This window comes from Sphingomonas sp. CFBP 13706 (genome assembly GCF_014842355.1).
Taxonomy (GTDB): domain Bacteria; phylum Pseudomonadota; class Alphaproteobacteria; order Sphingomonadales; family Sphingomonadaceae; genus Sphingomonas; species Sphingomonas aerolata.
The window spans coordinates 222,416-240,393 of sequence record NZ_JACYVM010000004.1; the positions used below are offsets into that span (position 1 = coordinate 222,416).

The following is a 17,978-nucleotide window of genomic DNA, read 5'->3' on the forward strand; positions in this document are numbered from 1 at the left end:
GAGGCGGTGGGCGGTCGGGCACCGGGTGCCGACCGCGGTCCGAGCCGCCTTGTCGCCGCGCGGCGTGTTACGCCGTCGGGTTAGTCGTCAGGTTCGGTTCGAGCATGCGGTGGAGATGCACGACGACGAACTTCATTTCGGCATCGTCGACCGTGCGCTGCGCTGCAGCACGCCAGGCCTTTTCGGCACTGGCATAATCGGGAAACACACCGACGAACTCGATCTTGCTGAGGTCGTTGAAATCCAGGGTGCGCGGGTCGCTGACGCGGCCGCCGAATACGAGATGAAGCTTGCTCATGCGCTGCTGTCCTTGGAATGGGGGTTGCAGACGCCCTAGCGTGTTCGACCCGCGCTTTGAACCCTTTGCGGACCGGTCCTTTAGCCGGGGGTCTTTTGCGAAACGGCCTTCGCACCTGCGGTACCCGCGGTGGTCAGCGCCTTGACGATTCCCTCAACGAGGCCCTTGGCCTGGCCACGGGCATTGTCCTTGGTCAGGCCGAGTTCGCCGAGCTCCGACTGGCCGGCAGCCTTTGCGGCGGCGGTGGCGGCGATCGCGGTCTCGCCGAGACGCTTGCCGAGCGGCGCGAGCAACGACTTCTCACGCGCCGAGCGCGGGATCAGCACACCCGCGAGCGCACCAACGACCAGACCGCCGACGAGAATGCCGAGCGGGTTGGATTCGAGGCTGTTGACGGTGCGACGTGCGGTTTCCTTTGAAGCGTCGAGCGCCTCGGCGGCCTTGTCGCCGGCGTCGTGATAGACCTTTGCGGCGGTGTCGCGGACGGTGTCGAGACCCTCGCGCAGACGATGTTCGGCGTTTTCGATCTTGGTGTGGGCGTCGGTCATGGGACGGTCCTTCTGATTTCCGGCGGCGCCATCGGGACGCGGCCGGGACAATATGGTTGGGGCGCGATCAGCGCCCGCGGCGAAACAGTCCGACGATACGGTGACGGGCGAGAAACAGTCCCGCTACCGCCGCGGCACCCGCGGCGGGACCGGGGTTGCGGCGTACCGTCTCGACACTGGCATTGAGCGCGGCGGTGCCGACATCGGCGACGTCGCGGCTCGCGTTGAGCGCCAGCCGACGCGGATTGAGGCGGTCCTGCAACTGCCCGATCGTCATCATGACGCGCTGGCGGGCGAGGGCCGCTTCGATCTCTGCGGCGGCGACTTTGGCGGATGTCATGTGGCGGGCTCGCTTTCGGGCTTAAGCTTCGACTTGCCGACCATCGCGAGCGCGCCGGCAATCGCCAGCACGACAAGGACGACGATGGCCGTCGCCCATCCTGGCCCCACCAGCGTCGCCAGCGTCAAGATCGCACCGACCAGAAGTGCGATCAACGCGGCCAGCGCCAACACCCCGGCAATGGCGAAGAACATCGCCGCCGATTTGTACGCCGTTGCCGTCTCGCCGAACTTTGCCTTGTACACCGCAATTTCCGCGGTCGCGAGCGCGCGCGTCTCGCCGGCCAGACGGCCGACGACCGCGGTCAGGCTTTCCTCACCATCGAGCGCCAAGGGGATGGGATCCGCCAAGACGTCAGTCCTTCGGGTTTGCATCGATGCCCGACTGGACCAGTCGTGCTACGACGAAGCCGAGGGCCGCGGCCGCACCGACTGCAACGGCGGGCGACTTGCGGACGAGCGCGGTGACGTCGTCGACCAGCGCGTCGATGTCCTTGCTACGGACCTGCTCGGCGAAGCCCGAGACGCTGTCCGCGGCGCTGCGGGCATAGCCGCCATATTGCGCGCCGAGCTTGTCATCGACCTGCGCGGCGGCGTCGGTCAGCAGCTGTGCGACCTGCTCGAGCGCGGTGCCGGCGCGGGCCTTGCCGTCCTCGGCGAACAGGCGCGCCTTGTCGGCGGCCTGCTGGCCATATTTGCTGGCATTGTCCTTGATCACCTGCTTGGCCTCGGTCGCCTTGGTGCCGGTGGTGTCAGCGGCGTCGTCGAGCCGCGTGACGCCGCCCTTCAGCGGCTCTGCGATGGTGGCAGTGCCGGCGGCGGCGACATCGCCTGTGGTCATCGGCTGTGCGTCGGTATCGGCCATGGTCGTCCCTTTCGAAATGCTACGCCCTCAACACCGGTGCGCAGGCACGGTTCCCCTAGTCGGCCCGATTGCCCGATATGACGCGAGGCGGTAGAGGCAGCGCGAACGTCCCGGGCGATCGACCAGCTTGGGGATTTGTAGGAGTATCGTTACGTGACCGCAATCATCGACATTCACGCCCGCCAGATCCTCGATAGCCGGGGCAATCCGACGATCGAGGTCGACGTCCTGCTCGAGGATGGCAGCTTCGGCCGCGCCGCGGTGCCGTCGGGCGCCTCGACCGGTGCGCATGAGGCGGTCGAGAAGCGCGACGGCGACGCCACGCGCTGGGGCGGCAAGGGCGTCGACAGCGCGGTCGACGCGGTCAATGACGAGATCACCGACACGGTGCTGGGCATGGACGCGGAGGACCAGTCGGATCTCGACCGCGCGATGATCGAGCTCGACGGCACCGAGAACAAGGCACGGCTCGGCGCGAACGCGATCCTGGGCGTCAGCCTGGCCGCGGCCAAGGCGGCCGCCGAAGCGCGCGGCCTGCCGCTGTACCGCTATGTCGGCGGCGTCCAGGCGCATCTGCTGCCGGTGCCGATGATGAACATCATCAACGGCGGCGAGCATGCCGACAACCCGATCGATTTCCAGGAATTCATGATCGTGCCGGTCGGCGCGTCGAACATCCTCGAGGCGGTGCGCTGTGGTTCGGAGATCTTCCACACGCTGAAGAAGGGCCTGAGCGCGAAGGGCCTGTCGACCAGCGTTGGCGACGAGGGCGGTTTCGCGCCGAACATCGGCAGCACGACCGAGGCGCTCGACTTTATCATGTCGAGCATCGAGAAGGCCGGCTACAAGCCCGGCGAGGACGTGATGCTCGCGCTCGATTGCGCCGCGACCGAGTTCTACAAGAACGGCAAGTATGACATTTCGGGCGAGGGGAAGATCCTCGAGAGCGCCGAGATGGCCGAGTATCTGGCCGACCTGACGCGCCGCTATCCGATCTTCTCGATCGAGGACGGCATGGGCGAGGACGACTGGGAGGGCTGGAAGACGCTCACCGACCTGATCGGCGACAAGGTCCAGCTGGTCGGCGACGATCTGTTCGTCACCAACCCGAAGCGGCTGAAGCGCGGGATCGAGGGCGGCTATGCCAACTCGCTGCTGGTGAAGGTCAACCAGATCGGCACGCTGACCGAGACGCTGGAAGCCGTGTCGATGGCACAGCGCGCCAAGTACACCGCGGTCATGTCGCATCGCTCGGGCGAGACCGAGGATTCGACGATCGCCGACCTCGCGGTCGCGACCAATTGCGGGCAGATCAAGACGGGCAGCCTTGCGCGGTCGGACCGGCTCGCCAAGTACAACCAGCTGATCCGGATCGAGGAAGAGCTGGGCGACGCGGCGCGCTATGCGGGTCGCGACATCCTGATCGGCGGCTGATAGGCTAAGACCCGGAGGACCCCATGGCGCGCACAACGAGCACGACGAAGAGCACCAAATTGCGGCGGACGATGCGCAAGGCCGCCTGGCCTGCGCTGGGGCTGACGCTGATGGCGTTCTTCGGCGCCTATGCCGTGCTCGGGCCGAACGGGATGTTCGCGTATGGCGACTACAAGCGGCAGCTGGCGAAGCGGGAGCGCGACTATGCCGTGCTCGACCGCAAGCGCGAGGTGCTCAAGAACCGGGTGGCGCTGCTCAACCCGGATCACGCCAATCCGGACATGGTCGACGAGATGGTCCGCAAGGAGCTGAACGTCGCGCACCCGGACGAGGTGATCGTGCCGCTGGGGAACTGACCGGGCCGTCATCCTGGACCTGATCCAGGATCCAGAGCCACGGACGGATCCGCCAGCGGCTCTGGATCCTGACTTTCGTCAGGATGACGGTTGGGGTTACCGGCCGAGGAAGCGCAGCAGGTCCTGCGTGAAGCGGTCGCTCTCGGTGAGCGTCAGCCCGTGCGGGGCGCCGTCATATTCGACCAGCTGCGAACCCGCGATGCCCTTGGCTGCGGCGCGGCCGGTGGCGTCGATCGGGACGGTCTTGTCGGCGGTGCCGTGGACGATCAGCGTCGGCACGCGGAAGGCGGCGAGATCGGCGCGGAAGTCGGTATGGCCGAACGACTCGGCACAGGCGAGCGTCGGACGCAACCCGGCCTGCATCGCCAGACCCCAGACCCAGTCGACCATCTCGTCGCTGACCGGCGAGGTGATGAACCCGACCCCCAGGAACTGCTGCAGGAAGGTGCGGAAGAAGGCGGGGCGATCCTCCTTGATCCCGGCGCCGATGCTCGCGAGCGTCGCTTCGGGGACGCCGTGCGGATTGTCGTCGGTCTTGAGCATATAGGGCACGACCGAGGCGATCAGCCCGGCGGCGATCACGCCCTTGCCGTCGTGGCGGCTCATGTAGCGGGCGACCTCGCCGCCGCCCATCGAGAAGCCGACCAGCGTCGCATCCTCGGTCGCGCCGGTCGCGGCCATGACATCGGCAAGATCGTCGGTCAGCGTGTCATAGTCATAGCCCGACCAGGGCTGGCCCGACCGGCCGAAGCCGCGGCGGTCATAGGCGATCGCGCGGAAGCCCGCTTCGGCCAGCGCCATCGCCTGCGCATCCCAGCTGTCGGCGTTTAGTGGCCAGCCGTGCGTCAGGATGACGGGCCGCCCGCTGCCCCAGTCCTTGACGTAAATGTCTGTGCCGTCTCGGGTTTTAATGAAGGGCATGTCAATCTCCGGGGTTGTCGCCAAGGTCCTTACGTCAACGGTCCGGGCTATTGGCCGTTCCAACTCTGGCGTCCGCACGATTCCGCTGGCAGCATTACGGGCACGCTACGGCGTGAGGGGGAGATTGATGCGGACGAGGTTCCCGGCGAGGACGGCGGCGCTGCTGCTGGCGCTGGGCAGCTGTACGCCCGACGATCCGCCGACGCGGGACCGCGTCGCCGCCACGCCCGTTGCCGCGCCCGTCGCTGCGATCGCGCCCGATGCGTGGACTGCGTTCCGCGACCGGTTCGTCGCGACGTGGTTCGCGCTCGACCCGGCCTTTGCGGTCTATCAGGGGCGGCATGAGCATGATGGCGGGCTGCCCGACTGGAGCGCGGAAGGGCTGGGTCGGCAGGCGGCGTTCCTGCACCGGTCGATCGCGGCGGCGACGCGGTTCGAGGCGGCGGCGCTCAGCCCCGACCAGCGGTTCGAGCGTGACTATCTGGTGATGGTCGCGCGCGACAAGCTGTTCTGGCTCGAGGCCGCGGACGCGCCGCATCGCAACCCGGCCTGGTATGTCGCGGGCGGGCTCGACCCCAATGTCTATGTCGTGCGCGCCTATGCCGACCCGGTCCGGCGGATGCGCGCGCTGATCGCACTGCTGCGCCGGATCCCGGCGGCGACGCTGCAGATCCAGCAGAACCTCGCGACGCCGATGCCGATCAGCCATGTCGACTATGCCGCCAACGCGTTCCGCGGCTTTGCGTCCTATTACATGGACGATTCGGTCAAGGCGTTCGCCGGGGTCGCGGACGAGGGGCTGCAGCGCGAGCTCGCCGATGCGGCGATGACCGCGTCGGAGGCGATGCGCGACCTGGCGCTCTGGGTCGAGGCGCAGCGGCCGACCGCGACGCGGTCATTCGCGCTGGGGCCGGCGCTGTTCTCGCAGATGCTGCGCGAGACCGAGGGGGTCGACACGCCGATCGCGACGCTCGAGGCGGCGGGGCGGGCCGATCTGGCGCGCAACCAGCGCGCGCTCGCCGCGGCCTGTGCCCGGTTCGCGTTTGGCCTGACGGTCCGCGACTGTCTGGCGCAGGTGAATGCGGACAAGCCGGTCGACGGACCGGTCGCCGAGGCGCGCCGCCAGATCCCGATGCTGCGCGCGTTCATCGTCCGGCGCGACCTGCTGACGCTGGCCGGCAACGAACAGGCGCTGGTCGAGGAGAGCCCGCCCTATAGCCGGCAGAATCTCGCCTATATCGATCCGCCGGGTCCGTTCGATCGCGGCGTGCCGTCGGTCTATTACATCTCGCCGCCCGACCCGCGCTGGACGCAGGCGGTGCGCGACGCGTTCGTGCCGGGCAAGGCGGACCTGCTCTTCACCTCGATCCACGAGGCGATGCCCGGGCATTTCGTCCATTTCCTCCACGCCAATCGCGTGCCGTCGCTGATCGGGCGGGTGTTCGTCGGCTATGGCTATGCCGAGGGCTGGGCGCATTATGCCGAGGAGATGATGTGGGAGGCGGGGCTGGGCGGCGGCCGCGCGGACATCCATATCGGCCAGCTGTCGAACGCTTTGCTGCGCGACTGCCGGCTCCTCGCCGCGATCGGGATGCATGCGCGCGGCATGAGCCAGGCGGAGGCGTTCACGCTGTTCGTCGACCAATGTTACCAGGACGAGGGCAATGCGCGGCAACAGGCGCTGCGCGGCACCTATGACCCGGCCTATCTCAACTACACGATGGGCAAGCTGATGATCCGCCGGCTGCGGCAGGACTGGACCGCTGGGCGGGGCGGGCGGCGGGCGTGGAAGGCGTTCCACGACCGGCTGCTGCGCTATGGCGGGCCACCGATCCCGCTGGTCCGGCAGGCGATGCTGGGCGAGCCGAGGCCGATCGCGGCGTTCTGAACGGGAGGCGGCGGCTAGCGCGCCTGTGCGGCCGGCTGGACGTCGCGCGTCTCGTCGATCGGCGGGTTGCGGATCGAGGGTCGCAGGCGCGACACGCTGCACAGGCCGGCGACCAGGGCCATGCCGGCTGCGACCAGCGGCGGTGTCGTGCCCGCGCCGACCCCCATGGCGAGCAGCGCAGCGACAACGGTGGCGCCGGTGGTCTGGCCGACCAGCCGGACCGTCGAGATCAGGCCGCCGGCGGCGGCGGCGCGCTCGCGCGGGGCCGAGCCGATGATCAGCCGCGCGTTCGGCGCCATGAACATCCCGAACCCAGAGCCGCACAGCGCCATCCGCCAGGCGATGGCGAAATAGCTCGGATCGGCGGGCATGAACGCGAGCAGCAGCAGCGCGGCGATCGAGACCGCCATGCCGATCCCGCCGAGCAGCCCGGCGGGATAGCGATCGGACAGCCATCCGGACAGCGGCGCCACGACCATGTTGGCGAGCGGCCATGGCGCGATCGCGGCACCGACCTCGGCCGCGGAAAAGCCGTAAGCCTGGGTCAGCCGGAACGGCGTCGACAGCAGCAGCGTCATCTGCGCGATGAACGCGGTATAGGCGCCGATCGCGGACAGCGCGAGGACGGGGCGGGCGAGCAGGTCGATCGGCAGGATCGGCTTGGTCTCACCGCGCTCGCGCCGCACGAAGATCCAGCCGATCGCCACCCCGGTCAGCACGATCGCCGCCGAGACGACCGGGCTGTCGCCATGCACCGCGGTCTCCGACCCGCCGATGACGAGCCCGATCATCGCCGCGCACATCACCGCGCCGAGCACGTCGAACGGTTCGCTCCGCGGGCTTGGATCGGGCAGGGCACGCCCGAGGATCAGGCTGAGGATCGCGAACGGCACCGCGCTGGCGAAGACCCAGGGCCAGGGCGCGACCGCGAGGACCAGCCCGCCCAGCGTCGGCGCGAGCGCGGCCGAACTCGACACCACGACCGAGTTGATGCCGAGGCCGCGGCCCAACTGCTGCGACGGGTAGATCGAGCGGATCAGCGCGGACGAGACGCTGAGCGCGGCCGCCGCGCCGAGCGCCTGGGCGGCGCGGACGACGAGCAGGAAGGGCAGGCTCTTGGCGAAGAAGCAGAGCAGCGTCGCGACGGTGAAGACGAGCTGGCCATATTGATACATGCGCTTCAGCCCGATCCGGTCGCCGAGCCCCGAAAAGGGAAGCAGCGCCATCGCCAGGATCAGCTGATAGACGGTGACGACGGTCACCACCGCGCTGCTGTCGACGCCCAGATCGCGTGCGATCGTCGGCAGCGCGACATTGGCGACGCCGCCGTCGATGATGGTCAGCGCGGTGCCCGCCGAGATGGCGGCGATCGCGAGGAACCGGCGGGGCTTGGGAAGGCCATCCAGGGCCGTTGTCTGGTCGGACTGCATTGCGGACCGCGATAGACACCGTCATGAATGACGCCAAGCTATTCGGGGAAATGGACGATGCGGGTTCTTACGGCTGCGCTTGCGGCGACGATATTGACGGGCGGCGCCGGCCTTGCGGCGGGGAGTGCGCTCGCCCAAGTCGCACCGATGACGAACACAAAGCCTGCCCCGACCCGAACCTCGACCCCGGCCGCGGACACCGCCGCCGACCCCTATATTTGGCTCGAGGACAAGGATGGCGCCAAGCCGCTCGCCTGGGTCGAGGCGGAGAATGCCAAGACGCTTCCCCGGTTGCAGAACGATCCGCGCTACAAGAGCTTCTATGCCGAGGCGCTGGCGATCGCGGCGGCGAAGGACCGGATCCCGATGCCCGACCAGCGCTTCGGCCGGATCTACAATTTCTGGCGCGATGCCGAGCATCCGCAGGGCATCTGGCGCTGGACGAGCGAGGCGGGCTACGCGCAGGCCAATCCCGTCTGGACGACCGCGCTTGACCTCGACGCGCTGAGCAAGGCCGAGGGCAAGAAATGGGTGTGGAAGGGCGCGACCTGCCTCCAGCCCGACGAGCGGCTGTGTCTCGTCTCGCTGTCCGAGGGCGGCGAGGATGCGGTGTCGTACCGCGAATTCGATCTGCAGACCGGGCAGTTCGTCGCGAACGGCTTTGCGCTGTCAACGTCGAAGCAGGGCGCGAGCTGGGTCGACAAGGACACGCTGCTGGTCGCGCGCGACTGGGGTGCGGGGTCGATGACCGCGTCGGGCTATCCGTTCGTCGTCAAGGAGGTGAAGCGCGGCCAGCCGCTGAGTGCCGCGCGCGAGATCTTCCGCGGCGAGGCGTCGGACCAGCTCGGCACCTATGCCAGCGTGATGACCGACGGGCAGGGCAACCGGATCACGATGATCCAGCGGCGCCCGACCTTTTTCGGCGGCGAGAAGCATGTCGTCACGCCGGCCGGGCTGGTGAAGCTCGACGTTCCCGACCGCGTCTTTCCCTCAGGCATGGTCGACGGGCAGGTGATCTTCTCGACCAGCGAGGCGTGGGGGCAGATCCCCGCCGGCGCGATCGCCTCGGCGCCGCTCGCCGAGGTGCGCAAGGGCCGGTTCACGCCGACCCTGGTCTTCGCGCCGACCGATCGCCAGTCGGTCGACGGCGTGTCGGTGACGCGCGATCACGTGGTCGCCAGCGTCTATGACAATGTCCGCGGCCGGGCGATGGTGTTCACGCACGGCAAGGCGGGCTGGACGTCGCGCGCGGTCGCGCTGCCCGACAATGCCTCGGTCGATGTCGCGAGCACGACCGATCGCAGCAACGCGACGTTCGTACAGGTGACGGGGTTCCTGGCACCAACGACCTTGTGGACGCTCGACGCCGGGCCTGGCGGCGTGCCCAAGCAAATCAAGGCGCTGCCGGCGAAGTTCGATGCGTCGCGCGACGTCGTTGAGCAGTTCGAGGCGGTGTCGACCGACGGGACCAAGATCCCCTATTTCATCGTCCACCGGAAGGACGTGCCGCTCGACGGGACGACGCCGACGATCATGACCGCCTATGGCGGGTTCGAATCGTCGATGACGCCCTATTATTCGGGGGTGATGGGCAAGCTGTGGCTCGAGCGCGGGGGCAGCTTCGTGCTCGCCAATATCCGTGGCGGCGGCGAATTCGGGCCGAAATGGCATGATGCGGGGCGCAAGACCAAGCGGCAGATCATCTATGACGATTTCGCCGCGGTCGGGCAGGACCTGATCGCGCGCAAGCAGACCAGCCCGGCGACGCTCGGCATCTATGGCGGGTCGAATGGCGGCCTGCTGATGGGGGTCGAGTTCAACCAGCATCCCGATCTGTGGAAGGCGGTGACGATCCAGGTGCCGCTGCTCGACATGATCCGCTACGAACAGATCGCCGCGGGCGCGTCATGGGTCGACGAATATGGGTCGGTGAAGATCCCCGCGGAGAAGGCGTTTCTCGAGACGATCTCGCCCTATCAGAACATCAAGCGCGGCGGGGCTTACCCTGAGCCCTATATCTGGACGACGACCAAGGACGACCGGGTCGGGCCACAGCATGCGCGCAAGTTCGCAGCGCGGCTGAAGGAATATGGCCTGCCCTATTTGTTCTACGAGGATACCGCGGGCGGGCATTCGGGCGATGCGGACATCGAGCAGGGGGCGCGGATGCAGGCGCTGCAGATGACCTATTTCGCGCAGAAGCTGATGGGGCCGGCGAAGTAGGACTCACGCCTGTTGTTCTCCCGCGAAGGCGGGAGCCCAGGGTTACGGGCGCTGTGGCGGGTAACCCTGGGCCCCCGCCTCCGCGGGGGAACATAAGACTGCGGTGAGCGGCCGCGCTTAGCGGCAGCGGATCTGGCTGTTGTTCTGTTCGACCGCGCGGCCGGCGAGGCCGCCCGCGGCCGCGCCCAGCAGCGAGCCGACGATCCGCGAGCGGCCGCCGTCGATCACGTTGCCGAGGATGCCGCCACCTGCCGCGCCGATGATCAGCCCGGTGGTGCCGTCGTTGCGCTTGCAGTAATAGCGGCCGTCCTGCCCCGCATAGACGCGGTCGTTGGTGGACAGGGTGCGCTCCTGATAATTCGGGCCGACGCGATAGTCGCGGGCCGGGTCGTAATTGCCCTCGTCGCGTTCGTCGGGATAGCCGCCCTCATACCGGTCGGGTGCCTGACGATAGCCGCCCTGCGGCGCCGGCGGAACATAGCTGCCGCCACGATTGCCGCGCAGCGACTGGTAGCGATCGAATTCCTCGCGGAAGATCTGCAATTCGCTGTCGAGGCGCGCCTGGGCAGCGGCGAAACGGGCGTTGTCGGCACTGGTCTGCGCGACGGCGGGGGCGGCGACGGACAGGCAGGTCGCGGCGATCATCGTCGCGAGGCCGAGAGAACGCTTCATGATCGAAATCCTTTCACGGTAGGGTGTCCCGGTAACGGGTGGCGACATCGCGCCGCCACCCGCCTTTCGTCAACGACAGATCTGGACGCGACGATGATTGCGCCATTCGGTGCGGCAGCGGCGATTATTGTTCCAGTTGCGGCGGTCATTGTCGCGGCCGCGGAAGCGGCGGCCGTCGTGGCGACCGCGATGGTCGTTGCGGCGATAGTCGCGACGATCGGCACGGTGATCACCGCGGTGGTCGTTGTCGCGATACTGCTGGCTATGGCCCCGATCGCGCTGAGCTTCGGCGGGCGCGGCCACGCCGAGGCCGAGCGTGGCGAAGGCGAGCCCGGCGGCGATGAGATGCGTAAACTTCATGACGTGTCCTCTTGCCCGAGATCGGGCTGGAAGGACGATACGATCCTGGTTCGGCATCGTTCCTGAACAGGGTTGTCGGCTCCCGTACAGGTTGGCGGCGCCGACCGGTCGTCCTAAGGCGCGATCGTGACGAAGCTGTCCATGACGCGCTTGCGGCCGGCCTGTTCGAAGTCGATCTCGAGCTTGTTGCCCTCGATCTCGGCGATCGCGCCATAGCCGAATTTCTGGTGGAACACGCGCTGGCCGAGCGACAGGTCGTCGCGGCCCTTGTTGCCCAGGCTGATCGCGCTGGACCGGCTTTCGACGACGCGGGCGGGCTTGGTCGAGAAGCCGCCGCCGGGCGTGGCCGCGCGCTGCCAGCCGGGGCCGCGGCCGGTGCCGCGTGCGACGTCGGCGAACGGATCGGCGCGGTCGGACCAGTTCGCCTGCCACAGGCTCGCGCCGCCCGACATCGTCGTCTCGGTGTCGGTATGCTCGTCGGGCAGTTCGGCGACGAAGCGCGACGGGATCGACGAATTCCACTGGCCGTAGATGCGGCGGTTGGCGGCGTGGAGGATGACGGCGAGCCGCCGCGCGCGCGTGATCGCGACATAGGCGAGGCGGCGTTCCTCCTCGAGGCTCTTGACGCCGCCTTCGTCGAGCGAGCGTTGCGACGGGAACAGTCCTTCCTCCCAGCCGACGCAGAAGACGGTGTCGTATTCGAGGCCCTTGGCGGCGTGGATCGTCATGATCGTGACCTGCGGATCCTGCGCGCCGCCCTCATTGTCCATGACCAGCGAGACATGTTCGAGGAACGCGCCGAGCGAGTCATATTCCTCCATCGCGCGGACGAGTTCGCTCAGATTCTCGAGCCGGCCGGTCGCCTCGACCGATTTCTCGGCCTGGTACATCGCGGTGTAGCCGCTCTCGTCGAGCAGCTGCCGTGCGAGTTCGGCGTGGGGCAGGCTGGTCGCCATGTCGCGCCAGCGCGCGATGTCGCCGACGAGGCGGCCGAGCGACTTCTTGGCGGCCCCGGTCAGCTCGTCGGTGTCGAGGATGCGCGCGGCGGCCGTCGTGAGCGGGGTGCCGGTGGCGCGCGCGAGCTGGTGGATGCGCGCGACCGCCTTGTCGCCGAGCCCGCGCTTGGGGACGTTGACGATGCGTTCGAAGGCGAGGTCGTCCGCGGGCTGGTTGACGACGCGGAGATAGGCGAGCGCGTCGCGGATCTCGGCGCGTTCGTAGAAGCGGAAGCCGCCGACGATCTTGTACGGCATGCCGATCGCGATGAAGCGATCCTCAAACTCGCGCGTCTGGTGCTGCGCGCGGACCAGGATCGCAACCTCGTCGAGGCTTTTGCCCGTGCGACGGACGCTCTCGATTTCCTCGCCGACGCGGCGCGCTTCCTCGGGACCGTCCCAGACGCCGATGACCTTGACCTTCTCGCCGACGTCGAGCTCGGTCCAGAGCTGCTTGCCGAGGCGGCCGCCATTGTTGGCGATCACGCCCGATGCCGCGCCGAGGATGTGCGGCGTGCTGCGGTAATTCTGTTCGAGGCGGATGACCTTCGCGCCGGGGAAATCGCGCTCGAACTTCAGGATGTTCTCGACCTGCGCGCCGCGCCACGAATAGATCGACTGGTCGTCGTCGCCGACACAGGCAATGTTCTTGCGCTCCTGCGCGAGCAGCCGCAGCCAGAGATATTGCGACGAGTTGGTGTCCTGATACTCGTCGACCATGATGTATTTGAAGCGCTGCTGATACTGCGCCAGCACGTCGCGGTGCGTCTTCAGGATGACGAGCATGTGAAGCAGCAGGTCGCCAAAATCGCACGCATTGAGCGCGCGCAGCCGGGTCTGATATTGTTCGTACAGCTCGCCGCCGCGGCCATTGGCGTAGCGCTCGCTCTCGCCCGCATCGATATCGGCGGGGACGAGGCCCTTGTTCTTCCACTGGTCGATCAGCCCGGCAAGGCTGCGCGTCGGGAAGCGCTTCTCGTCGATATCGGCGGCGAGGATGAGCTGCTTGAGCAACCGCAACTGGTCGTCGGTGTCGAGGATGGTAAAGTTCGATTGCAGCCCGACGAGTTCGGCATGGCGGCGCAGCATCTTGGCGGCGATCGCGTGGAAGGTGCCGAGCCACGGCATCCCCTCGACCGCGTCGCCGACGAGGCGGCCGACGCGCTCGCGCATCTCGCGTGCGGCCTTGTTGGTGAAGGTGACCGAGAGGATCTCCGACGGCCACGCCTTCTTGGTGAAGATCAGGTGCGCGAGTCGCGCGGTCAGCGCCGCGGTCTTGCCGGTGCCCGCGCCGGCGATGATCAGGACGGGGCCGTCGGTGGTCAGCACCGCCTCGCGCTGGGGATCGTTGAGGCCGCGGAGATAGGGCGGCTGGCGGTTTGCGTCGGACGGATGGGCGATCTGGTTCACCGGTGAACAGGTAGGGAACGGGGCGCGATCGGGCAAGCGGCTAAGGCTTGCACGACTCAGCGATGTGTGGAACAAATCGAGAATATCAACAGGAGGCGTGCATGTTGTCGGGACGATGCCACTGCGGAGCGATCCACTATGTCGCGACGGGCGAGGCGGCGCATCATGCGCTGTGCCACTGTGAGGATTGCCGCCGCAGCGCAGGCGCGCCGATGGTCGGCTGGATCGCGTTCAGGACCGAGCAGGTGACGATTTCGGGCGATCCGGTGACCTATGCGTCGTCCGAGCACGGGCGGCGGCTGTTCTGCGGGGCGTGCGGGACGGGCCTGTTCTACACCAACCCGGTCGCGCTGCCGGGGATCATCGACATCCAGTCGTGCACGCTCGACGATCCCGAGTCGGTCGCACCGGGCGCGCAAATCCAGGTCGCGGAGCGGCTGGCGTGGATGGCGGACCTGGCGAGCCTGCCCGAATTCGCGCGCTATCCGGGGATGTGAACGGGCGTGCCGTCGCCGTCCGGGTGCGGGGTGATCGAAATCGCGGGGCGACCGACGAACCGTCGCCAAACCGTCGCGGGCGCGTAACGATCCGGGCGTAGGGCGTGCGCAGCGACGAGGGTTTTCGTCGGAGAGGCCGCGCAGAGACGGTCCTCCCGACGGTCAGGCTTAGTCGCGCGCAGGCGGTGTGCCTGCGGACCGCAGGACCAGCAAAGGACGTCATCATGAAGATCCTCCACAGCGTCGCTTCGGCGGCGATCGCTTCCGCGTGCCTTTTTGCGACCGGCGCTGCCGCCGATCCGGTGCGCGACCCCGTCACGATCCGTGTCTCGCATGCCGGCCTAGACCTGGCCAGCGACGCCGGCCGGCGCGTGCTCGCGCGTCGCGTGCAGTCGGCGGTCAACCGGACCTGCGCCCCGCGGACCGGCGGGCTGAATGCCTTTGCCGAGTCGCGCCGGTGCCGCGCGGAAATGATGCAGGACGCCACGGTCCAGACTGCCGCGTTGCTGACGCGCAACGGGACGCAGCTGGCAAGCCTCGCGGGGCGCTAGCGCCTTCGCGCTCGATCCGATGCGCGATTGAAGGAGGACCGCTTTGTCAAAGGCGCGGCGGTCCTCCCCCGCCGTCAGGCTGTGCCTGCCCCCCCCGGCGGGGGAGGATCATGGGCGGTCGCGCGCTGCGCGGGGTTCGTCACTGTGTCATTCTGGTATCGCCGCGCGGCGATGCATCGCGTTGTCATAAAGTTGTAATCGTTAGGGCCGACTGCGCGATCATGGCTACTTCCCCATTAACGGTCGACGCGATCGACCGCGCACCGCGCAGCGGACCGCGGCTCGATCATGATCTGCATCCGGCCGGGCGCTGGATCTTTCTGGCAGTATTGCTGGGGGGGCTGGCCTATGCGGGGTTCAGCATTGCCACCGATACCGCGCAGGTTGGCGAGACGCTCGCATTCGGTGCGTTCGCGTTCCTCGGGCTCGCGCTGCTGATCGCGCTCGGGTTCGAATTCGTCAACGGCTTCCACGACACCGCCAATGCGGTCGCGACGGTCATCTACACGCATTCGATGCCCGCGCCGCTCGCGGTCGTCTGGTCGGGCTTCTTCAACTTCGTCGGCGTGATGACGTCGTCGGGCGCGGTCGCCTATTCGATCATCACGCTGCTGCCGGTCGACCTGATCCTCAACGTCGGCAGCGCGGGCGGGTTCGCGATGATCTTCGCGCTGCTGCTCGCGGCGATCCTGTGGAACCTCGCGACCTGGGCGGTCGGGCTGCCCAATTCGTCGAGCCATGCACTGATCGGCTCGATCCTCGGCGTCGGGCTCGCCAACCAGCTGATCAACGGCGGCGCGGACGGCACGTCGGGCGTCGACATGGCGCAGGTGACCAAGGTGCTCTCCGCGCTCGCGTTCAGCCCGGTGGTCGGCTTTGTCGGCGCGCTGCTGATGCTGCTGGTGATGAAGGCCTTCTCGACCGATCGCAAGCTGTTCGAGGCGCCCGAGAGCAATACGCCGCCGCCGCGCGGGATCCGTGCGCTGCTGATCGGCACCTGCACCGCGGTCAGCTTCGCACATGGCAGCAATGACGGCCAGAAGGGGATGGGGCTGATCATGCTCATCCTGATCGGCTGCGCACCGACCGCCTATGCGCTGAACCGGACGATGCCCGAAAGCGCGACGCCGGCGTTCGTCCAGAGCGCGCGCGCAGCGTCGTCGGCCTTTGCCGCACATGCCGACGGCACGCCTTCGACGGTCGAGGCCGCCCGCGCGCGCGTCACCACCGCGCTGAAATCCAAGCAGGTCGCCGAGCCCGTCGTCTATGGCGCCCTCGCCACGCTGTCGAACGACGTCACCCGCCGGATCGAGGGCTATGGCTCGCTCGGCAAGGTGCCCGCGGCGGCGACGTCGAACCTGCGCAACGACATGTACCTCGTGCTCGACACCACCAAGCTGGTCGCGGCGGACAAGACCGCGCAGGCGCGCTTTACCGCGCAGGAGATCACGGAGCTTAAAACCTATGGCGGCGGGCTCGAGCAGGGGACGCGCTACATCCCGATCTGGGTTAAGGTGACGGTCGCGCTCGCGCTCGGGCTCGGCACGATGGTCGGGTGGAAGCGGATCGTCGTCACCGTCGGCGAACGGATCGGCAAGTCGCATCTGACCTATGGCATGGGCGCGTCGGCGGAGCTGGTCGCGGCGGCGACGATCCTGATGGCGGACCGGTTCGGCCTGCCCGTGTCGACGACGCATATCCTGTCGTCGGGCGTCGCGGGCGCAAGCGTCGCCAATGGCGGCGGGCTGCAGCGGCGCACGCTGGTGAACATGGGGCTGGCGTGGATCATGACGCTGCCGGTCGCGATGCTGTTGTCGGGCGGGCTGTACTGGATGCTGCTCGGGGTGGCGCACGCCTTGGGGCGCTAAAGCCGAGCGCGCGATTGACGGGGCGGCGGCGGGCGGCGATGCACGCGGCATGAGCACGCTTAGGTCCAGCCGCCGCATCCTCGCCGCCAGCCTGGTCGGCACCGCGGTCGAATTCTACGACTTCTACATCTACGCGACCGCGGCGGCGCTCGTGTTCGGGCCGCTGTTCTTCGCGGGCCAGTCGGCGTCGGCACAGCTGCTGCTGAGCTATGCGACGTTCGGGCTGGCGTTCGTCGCGCGACCGGTGGGCGCGGTGCTGTTCGGGCATTTCGGTGACCGGGTCGGGCGCAAGTCGACGCTGGTCGCGTCGCTGCTGCTGATGGGCGGATCGACCGTCGCGATCGCGTTCCTGCCGACCTATGCGCAGGTCGGCTGGTGGGCGCCGGCCCTGCTCTGCCTGATGCGGCTGGGGCAGGGGCTGGGGCTGGGCGGCGAATGGGGTGGCGCCGCGCTGCTCGCGGTCGAGAATGCGCCGCCGCACCGCCGCAACACGTTCGGGATGTTCCCGCCGCTCGGCGCGCCGGTCGGGTTTCTCGCCGCCAACGGGCTGTTCCTGATCATCGGGCTGGTCCTCGACGAGGCGCAGTTCCTCGCCTGGGGGTGGCGGATCCCGTTCCTGGTCAGCGCGGTGCTGGTCGGGCTGTGGCTGTGGGTGCGGCTGAAGCTGACCGAGACGCCCGCGTTTCTGGAAGCGGAGAAGACCGAGGCGATCCCGCGCGTGCCGATCGCCGAGCTGCTGACGCGGCATCTGCGCGCGACGCTGGCGGGGACGTTCGGGGTGATCGCGTGTTTCGCGCTCTTCTATCTCGCGACCGCGTTTGCGCTCGGCTACGGCACCAAGACGCTCGGCTATTCGCGCGAGGCGTTCCTCGGCGTCGAGCTGGTCGCGATCTGGTTCCTCGCGGCGGGGGTGATCCTCGCGAGCGTGCTGGCGGATCGCTATACGGCGGCGCGGATGCTTAGCGTCGGGTTTGCGGGCTGTATCGTCGTAGGCGCGCTGATGGGGCCGATGCTGGGATCGGGATCGCTGGTCACGGTGTCGCTCTGGCTGTCGGGCGCGCTGTTCGTGATGGGGTTCGCCTATGGCCCGCTCGGCGGGTGGCTGCCGAGCCTGTTTCCGGCGGGCGTGCGCTATACCGGCGTGTCGATGACGTTCAACCTTGGCGGCGTGCTCGGCGGGGCGCTCGCGCCGATCGTGGCGGAGGCGCTGGCGCCGCGCGGGCTCGGGCTGGTCGGGGTGTATCTGATGGCCGCGGGAGTGCTGAGCCTTGGCGGGCTGCTGATCGTCGGGCGCCGCGCCGCCGCCTAGGACGGGGTCTCCCG

General features: G+C 68.2%; 18 protein-coding genes. 8 read left to right on the top strand and 10 right to left on the bottom strand.

All coding sequences use genetic code 11. The annotated features are described in order from the left end of the window. Positions 1–67 precede the first annotated feature (67 nt). The 5 genes from IFS44_RS09890 to IFS44_RS09910 form a co-directional block, all read right to left on the bottom strand. Entirely contained in the window at positions 68–298 is a 231-nt protein-coding gene (locus IFS44_RS09890; protein ID WP_031440187.1) for a DUF4170 domain-containing protein, read from the bottom strand. An 80-nt stretch (positions 299–378) separates the two neighbouring features. After that, a complete protein-coding gene (locus IFS44_RS09895; RefSeq protein WP_042466851.1) occupies positions 379–846 on the bottom strand; it encodes a hypothetical protein in 468 nt (155 codons plus the stop codon). Positions 847–913: 67 nt separating this feature from the next. Then, entirely contained in the window at positions 914–1,186 is a 273-nt protein-coding gene (locus IFS44_RS09900; RefSeq protein ID WP_052149343.1) for a hypothetical protein, read from the bottom strand. After that, positions 1,183–1,536, bottom strand: a complete 354-nt coding sequence (locus IFS44_RS09905; protein ID WP_244650131.1) for a phage holin family protein — start codon at positions 1,534–1,536, stop codon at positions 1,183–1,185. The genes IFS44_RS09900 and IFS44_RS09905 overlap by 4 nt, the downstream gene beginning before the upstream one ends. 4 nt (positions 1,537–1,540) lie before the next feature. Further along, on the bottom strand, positions 1,541–2,050 hold the full coding sequence (locus tag IFS44_RS09910; RefSeq protein WP_031393149.1) for a hypothetical protein: 510 nt from the start codon (positions 2,048–2,050) through the stop codon (positions 1,541–1,543). 153 nt (positions 2,051–2,203) lie between these two features. On the opposite strand from IFS44_RS09910, the gene eno reads away from it, so the two are divergent. Together eno and IFS44_RS09920 are read left to right on the top strand one after the other, a co-directional pair. Beyond that, positions 2,204–3,484 carry a phosphopyruvate hydratase gene (gene eno / locus IFS44_RS09915; protein ID WP_031393148.1) on the top strand — a complete coding sequence of 427 codons (1,281 nt, stop codon included), beginning with the start codon at positions 2,204–2,206 and terminating at the stop codon, positions 3,482–3,484. 23 nt (positions 3,485–3,507) lie between these two features. Next, entirely contained in the window at positions 3,508–3,840 is a 333-nt protein-coding gene (locus tag IFS44_RS09920) for an FtsB family cell division protein (RefSeq protein ID WP_042466854.1), read from the top strand. A 96-nt stretch (positions 3,841–3,936) separates the two neighbouring features. Here the strand turns inward: IFS44_RS09920 and IFS44_RS09925 are convergent, their stop codons facing one another. Beyond that, the gene (locus IFS44_RS09925) at positions 3,937–4,761 is read right to left on the bottom strand and encodes an alpha/beta fold hydrolase (protein WP_056405548.1); all 825 of its coding nucleotides are present in this window, start codon (positions 4,759–4,761) and stop codon (positions 3,937–3,939) included. Positions 4,762–4,888: 127 nt separating this feature from the next. On the opposite strand from IFS44_RS09925, the gene IFS44_RS09930 reads away from it, so the two are divergent. Beyond that, positions 4,889–6,649: a DUF885 domain-containing protein gene (locus tag IFS44_RS09930; protein ID WP_192098329.1), complete on the top strand. Its 1,761-nt coding sequence runs from the start codon at positions 4,889–4,891 to the stop codon at positions 6,647–6,649. 14 nt (positions 6,650–6,663) lie between these two features. On the opposite strand, the gene IFS44_RS09935 is transcribed toward IFS44_RS09930, so the two are convergent. Continuing rightward, positions 6,664–8,079, bottom strand: coding sequence for an MFS transporter (locus tag IFS44_RS09935; RefSeq protein ID WP_192098330.1), 1,416 nt, complete (start codon positions 8,077–8,079; stop codon positions 6,664–6,666). Between the two features lie 147 nt (positions 8,080–8,226). Here IFS44_RS09935 and IFS44_RS09940 point away from each other — a divergent pair, with 147 nt between their 5' ends. Beyond that, entirely contained in the window at positions 8,227–10,302 is a 2,076-nt protein-coding gene (locus IFS44_RS09940) for a prolyl oligopeptidase family serine peptidase (RefSeq protein ID WP_197977834.1), read from the top strand. A gap of 117 nt (positions 10,303–10,419) precedes the next feature. Here IFS44_RS09940 and IFS44_RS09945 read toward each other — a convergent pair whose 3' ends face one another. The 3 genes from IFS44_RS09945 to IFS44_RS09955 form a co-directional block, all read right to left on the bottom strand. Further along, entirely contained in the window at positions 10,420–10,974 is a 555-nt protein-coding gene (locus tag IFS44_RS09945) for a glycine zipper 2TM domain-containing protein (RefSeq protein WP_192098332.1), read from the bottom strand. A gap of 69 nt (positions 10,975–11,043) precedes the next feature. Further along, the gene (locus tag IFS44_RS09950) at positions 11,044–11,334 is read right to left on the bottom strand and encodes a hypothetical protein (RefSeq protein WP_037530826.1); all 291 of its coding nucleotides are present in this window, start codon (positions 11,332–11,334) and stop codon (positions 11,044–11,046) included. A gap of 113 nt (positions 11,335–11,447) precedes the next feature. Next, entirely contained in the window at positions 11,448–13,730 is a 2,283-nt protein-coding gene (locus IFS44_RS09955) for an ATP-dependent helicase (RefSeq protein WP_056680943.1), read from the bottom strand. Positions 13,731–13,840: 110 nt separating this feature from the next. Between IFS44_RS09955 and IFS44_RS09960 the strand changes: the two genes are divergently transcribed. The 4 genes from IFS44_RS09960 (at position 13,841) to IFS44_RS09975 (ending at position 17,964) form a co-directional block, all read left to right on the top strand. Continuing rightward, a complete protein-coding gene (locus IFS44_RS09960; RefSeq protein ID WP_159511053.1) occupies positions 13,841–14,236 on the top strand; it encodes a GFA family protein in 396 nt (131 codons plus the stop codon). A 224-nt stretch (positions 14,237–14,460) separates the two neighbouring features. After that, the gene (locus IFS44_RS09965) at positions 14,461–14,787 is read left to right on the top strand and encodes a UrcA family protein (protein ID WP_031396464.1); all 327 of its coding nucleotides are present in this window, start codon (positions 14,461–14,463) and stop codon (positions 14,785–14,787) included. 221 nt (positions 14,788–15,008) lie between these two features. Beyond that, positions 15,009–16,655 (top strand): inorganic phosphate transporter, encoded by a 1,647-nt coding sequence (locus tag IFS44_RS09970; RefSeq protein ID WP_192098333.1) that lies wholly within the window; start codon positions 15,009–15,011, stop codon positions 16,653–16,655. A gap of 49 nt (positions 16,656–16,704) precedes the next feature. Next, positions 16,705–17,964 carry an MFS transporter gene (locus IFS44_RS09975; protein WP_192098334.1) on the top strand — a complete coding sequence of 420 codons (1,260 nt, stop codon included), beginning with the start codon at positions 16,705–16,707 and terminating at the stop codon, positions 17,962–17,964. Positions 17,965–17,978: the final 14 nt, after the last annotated feature.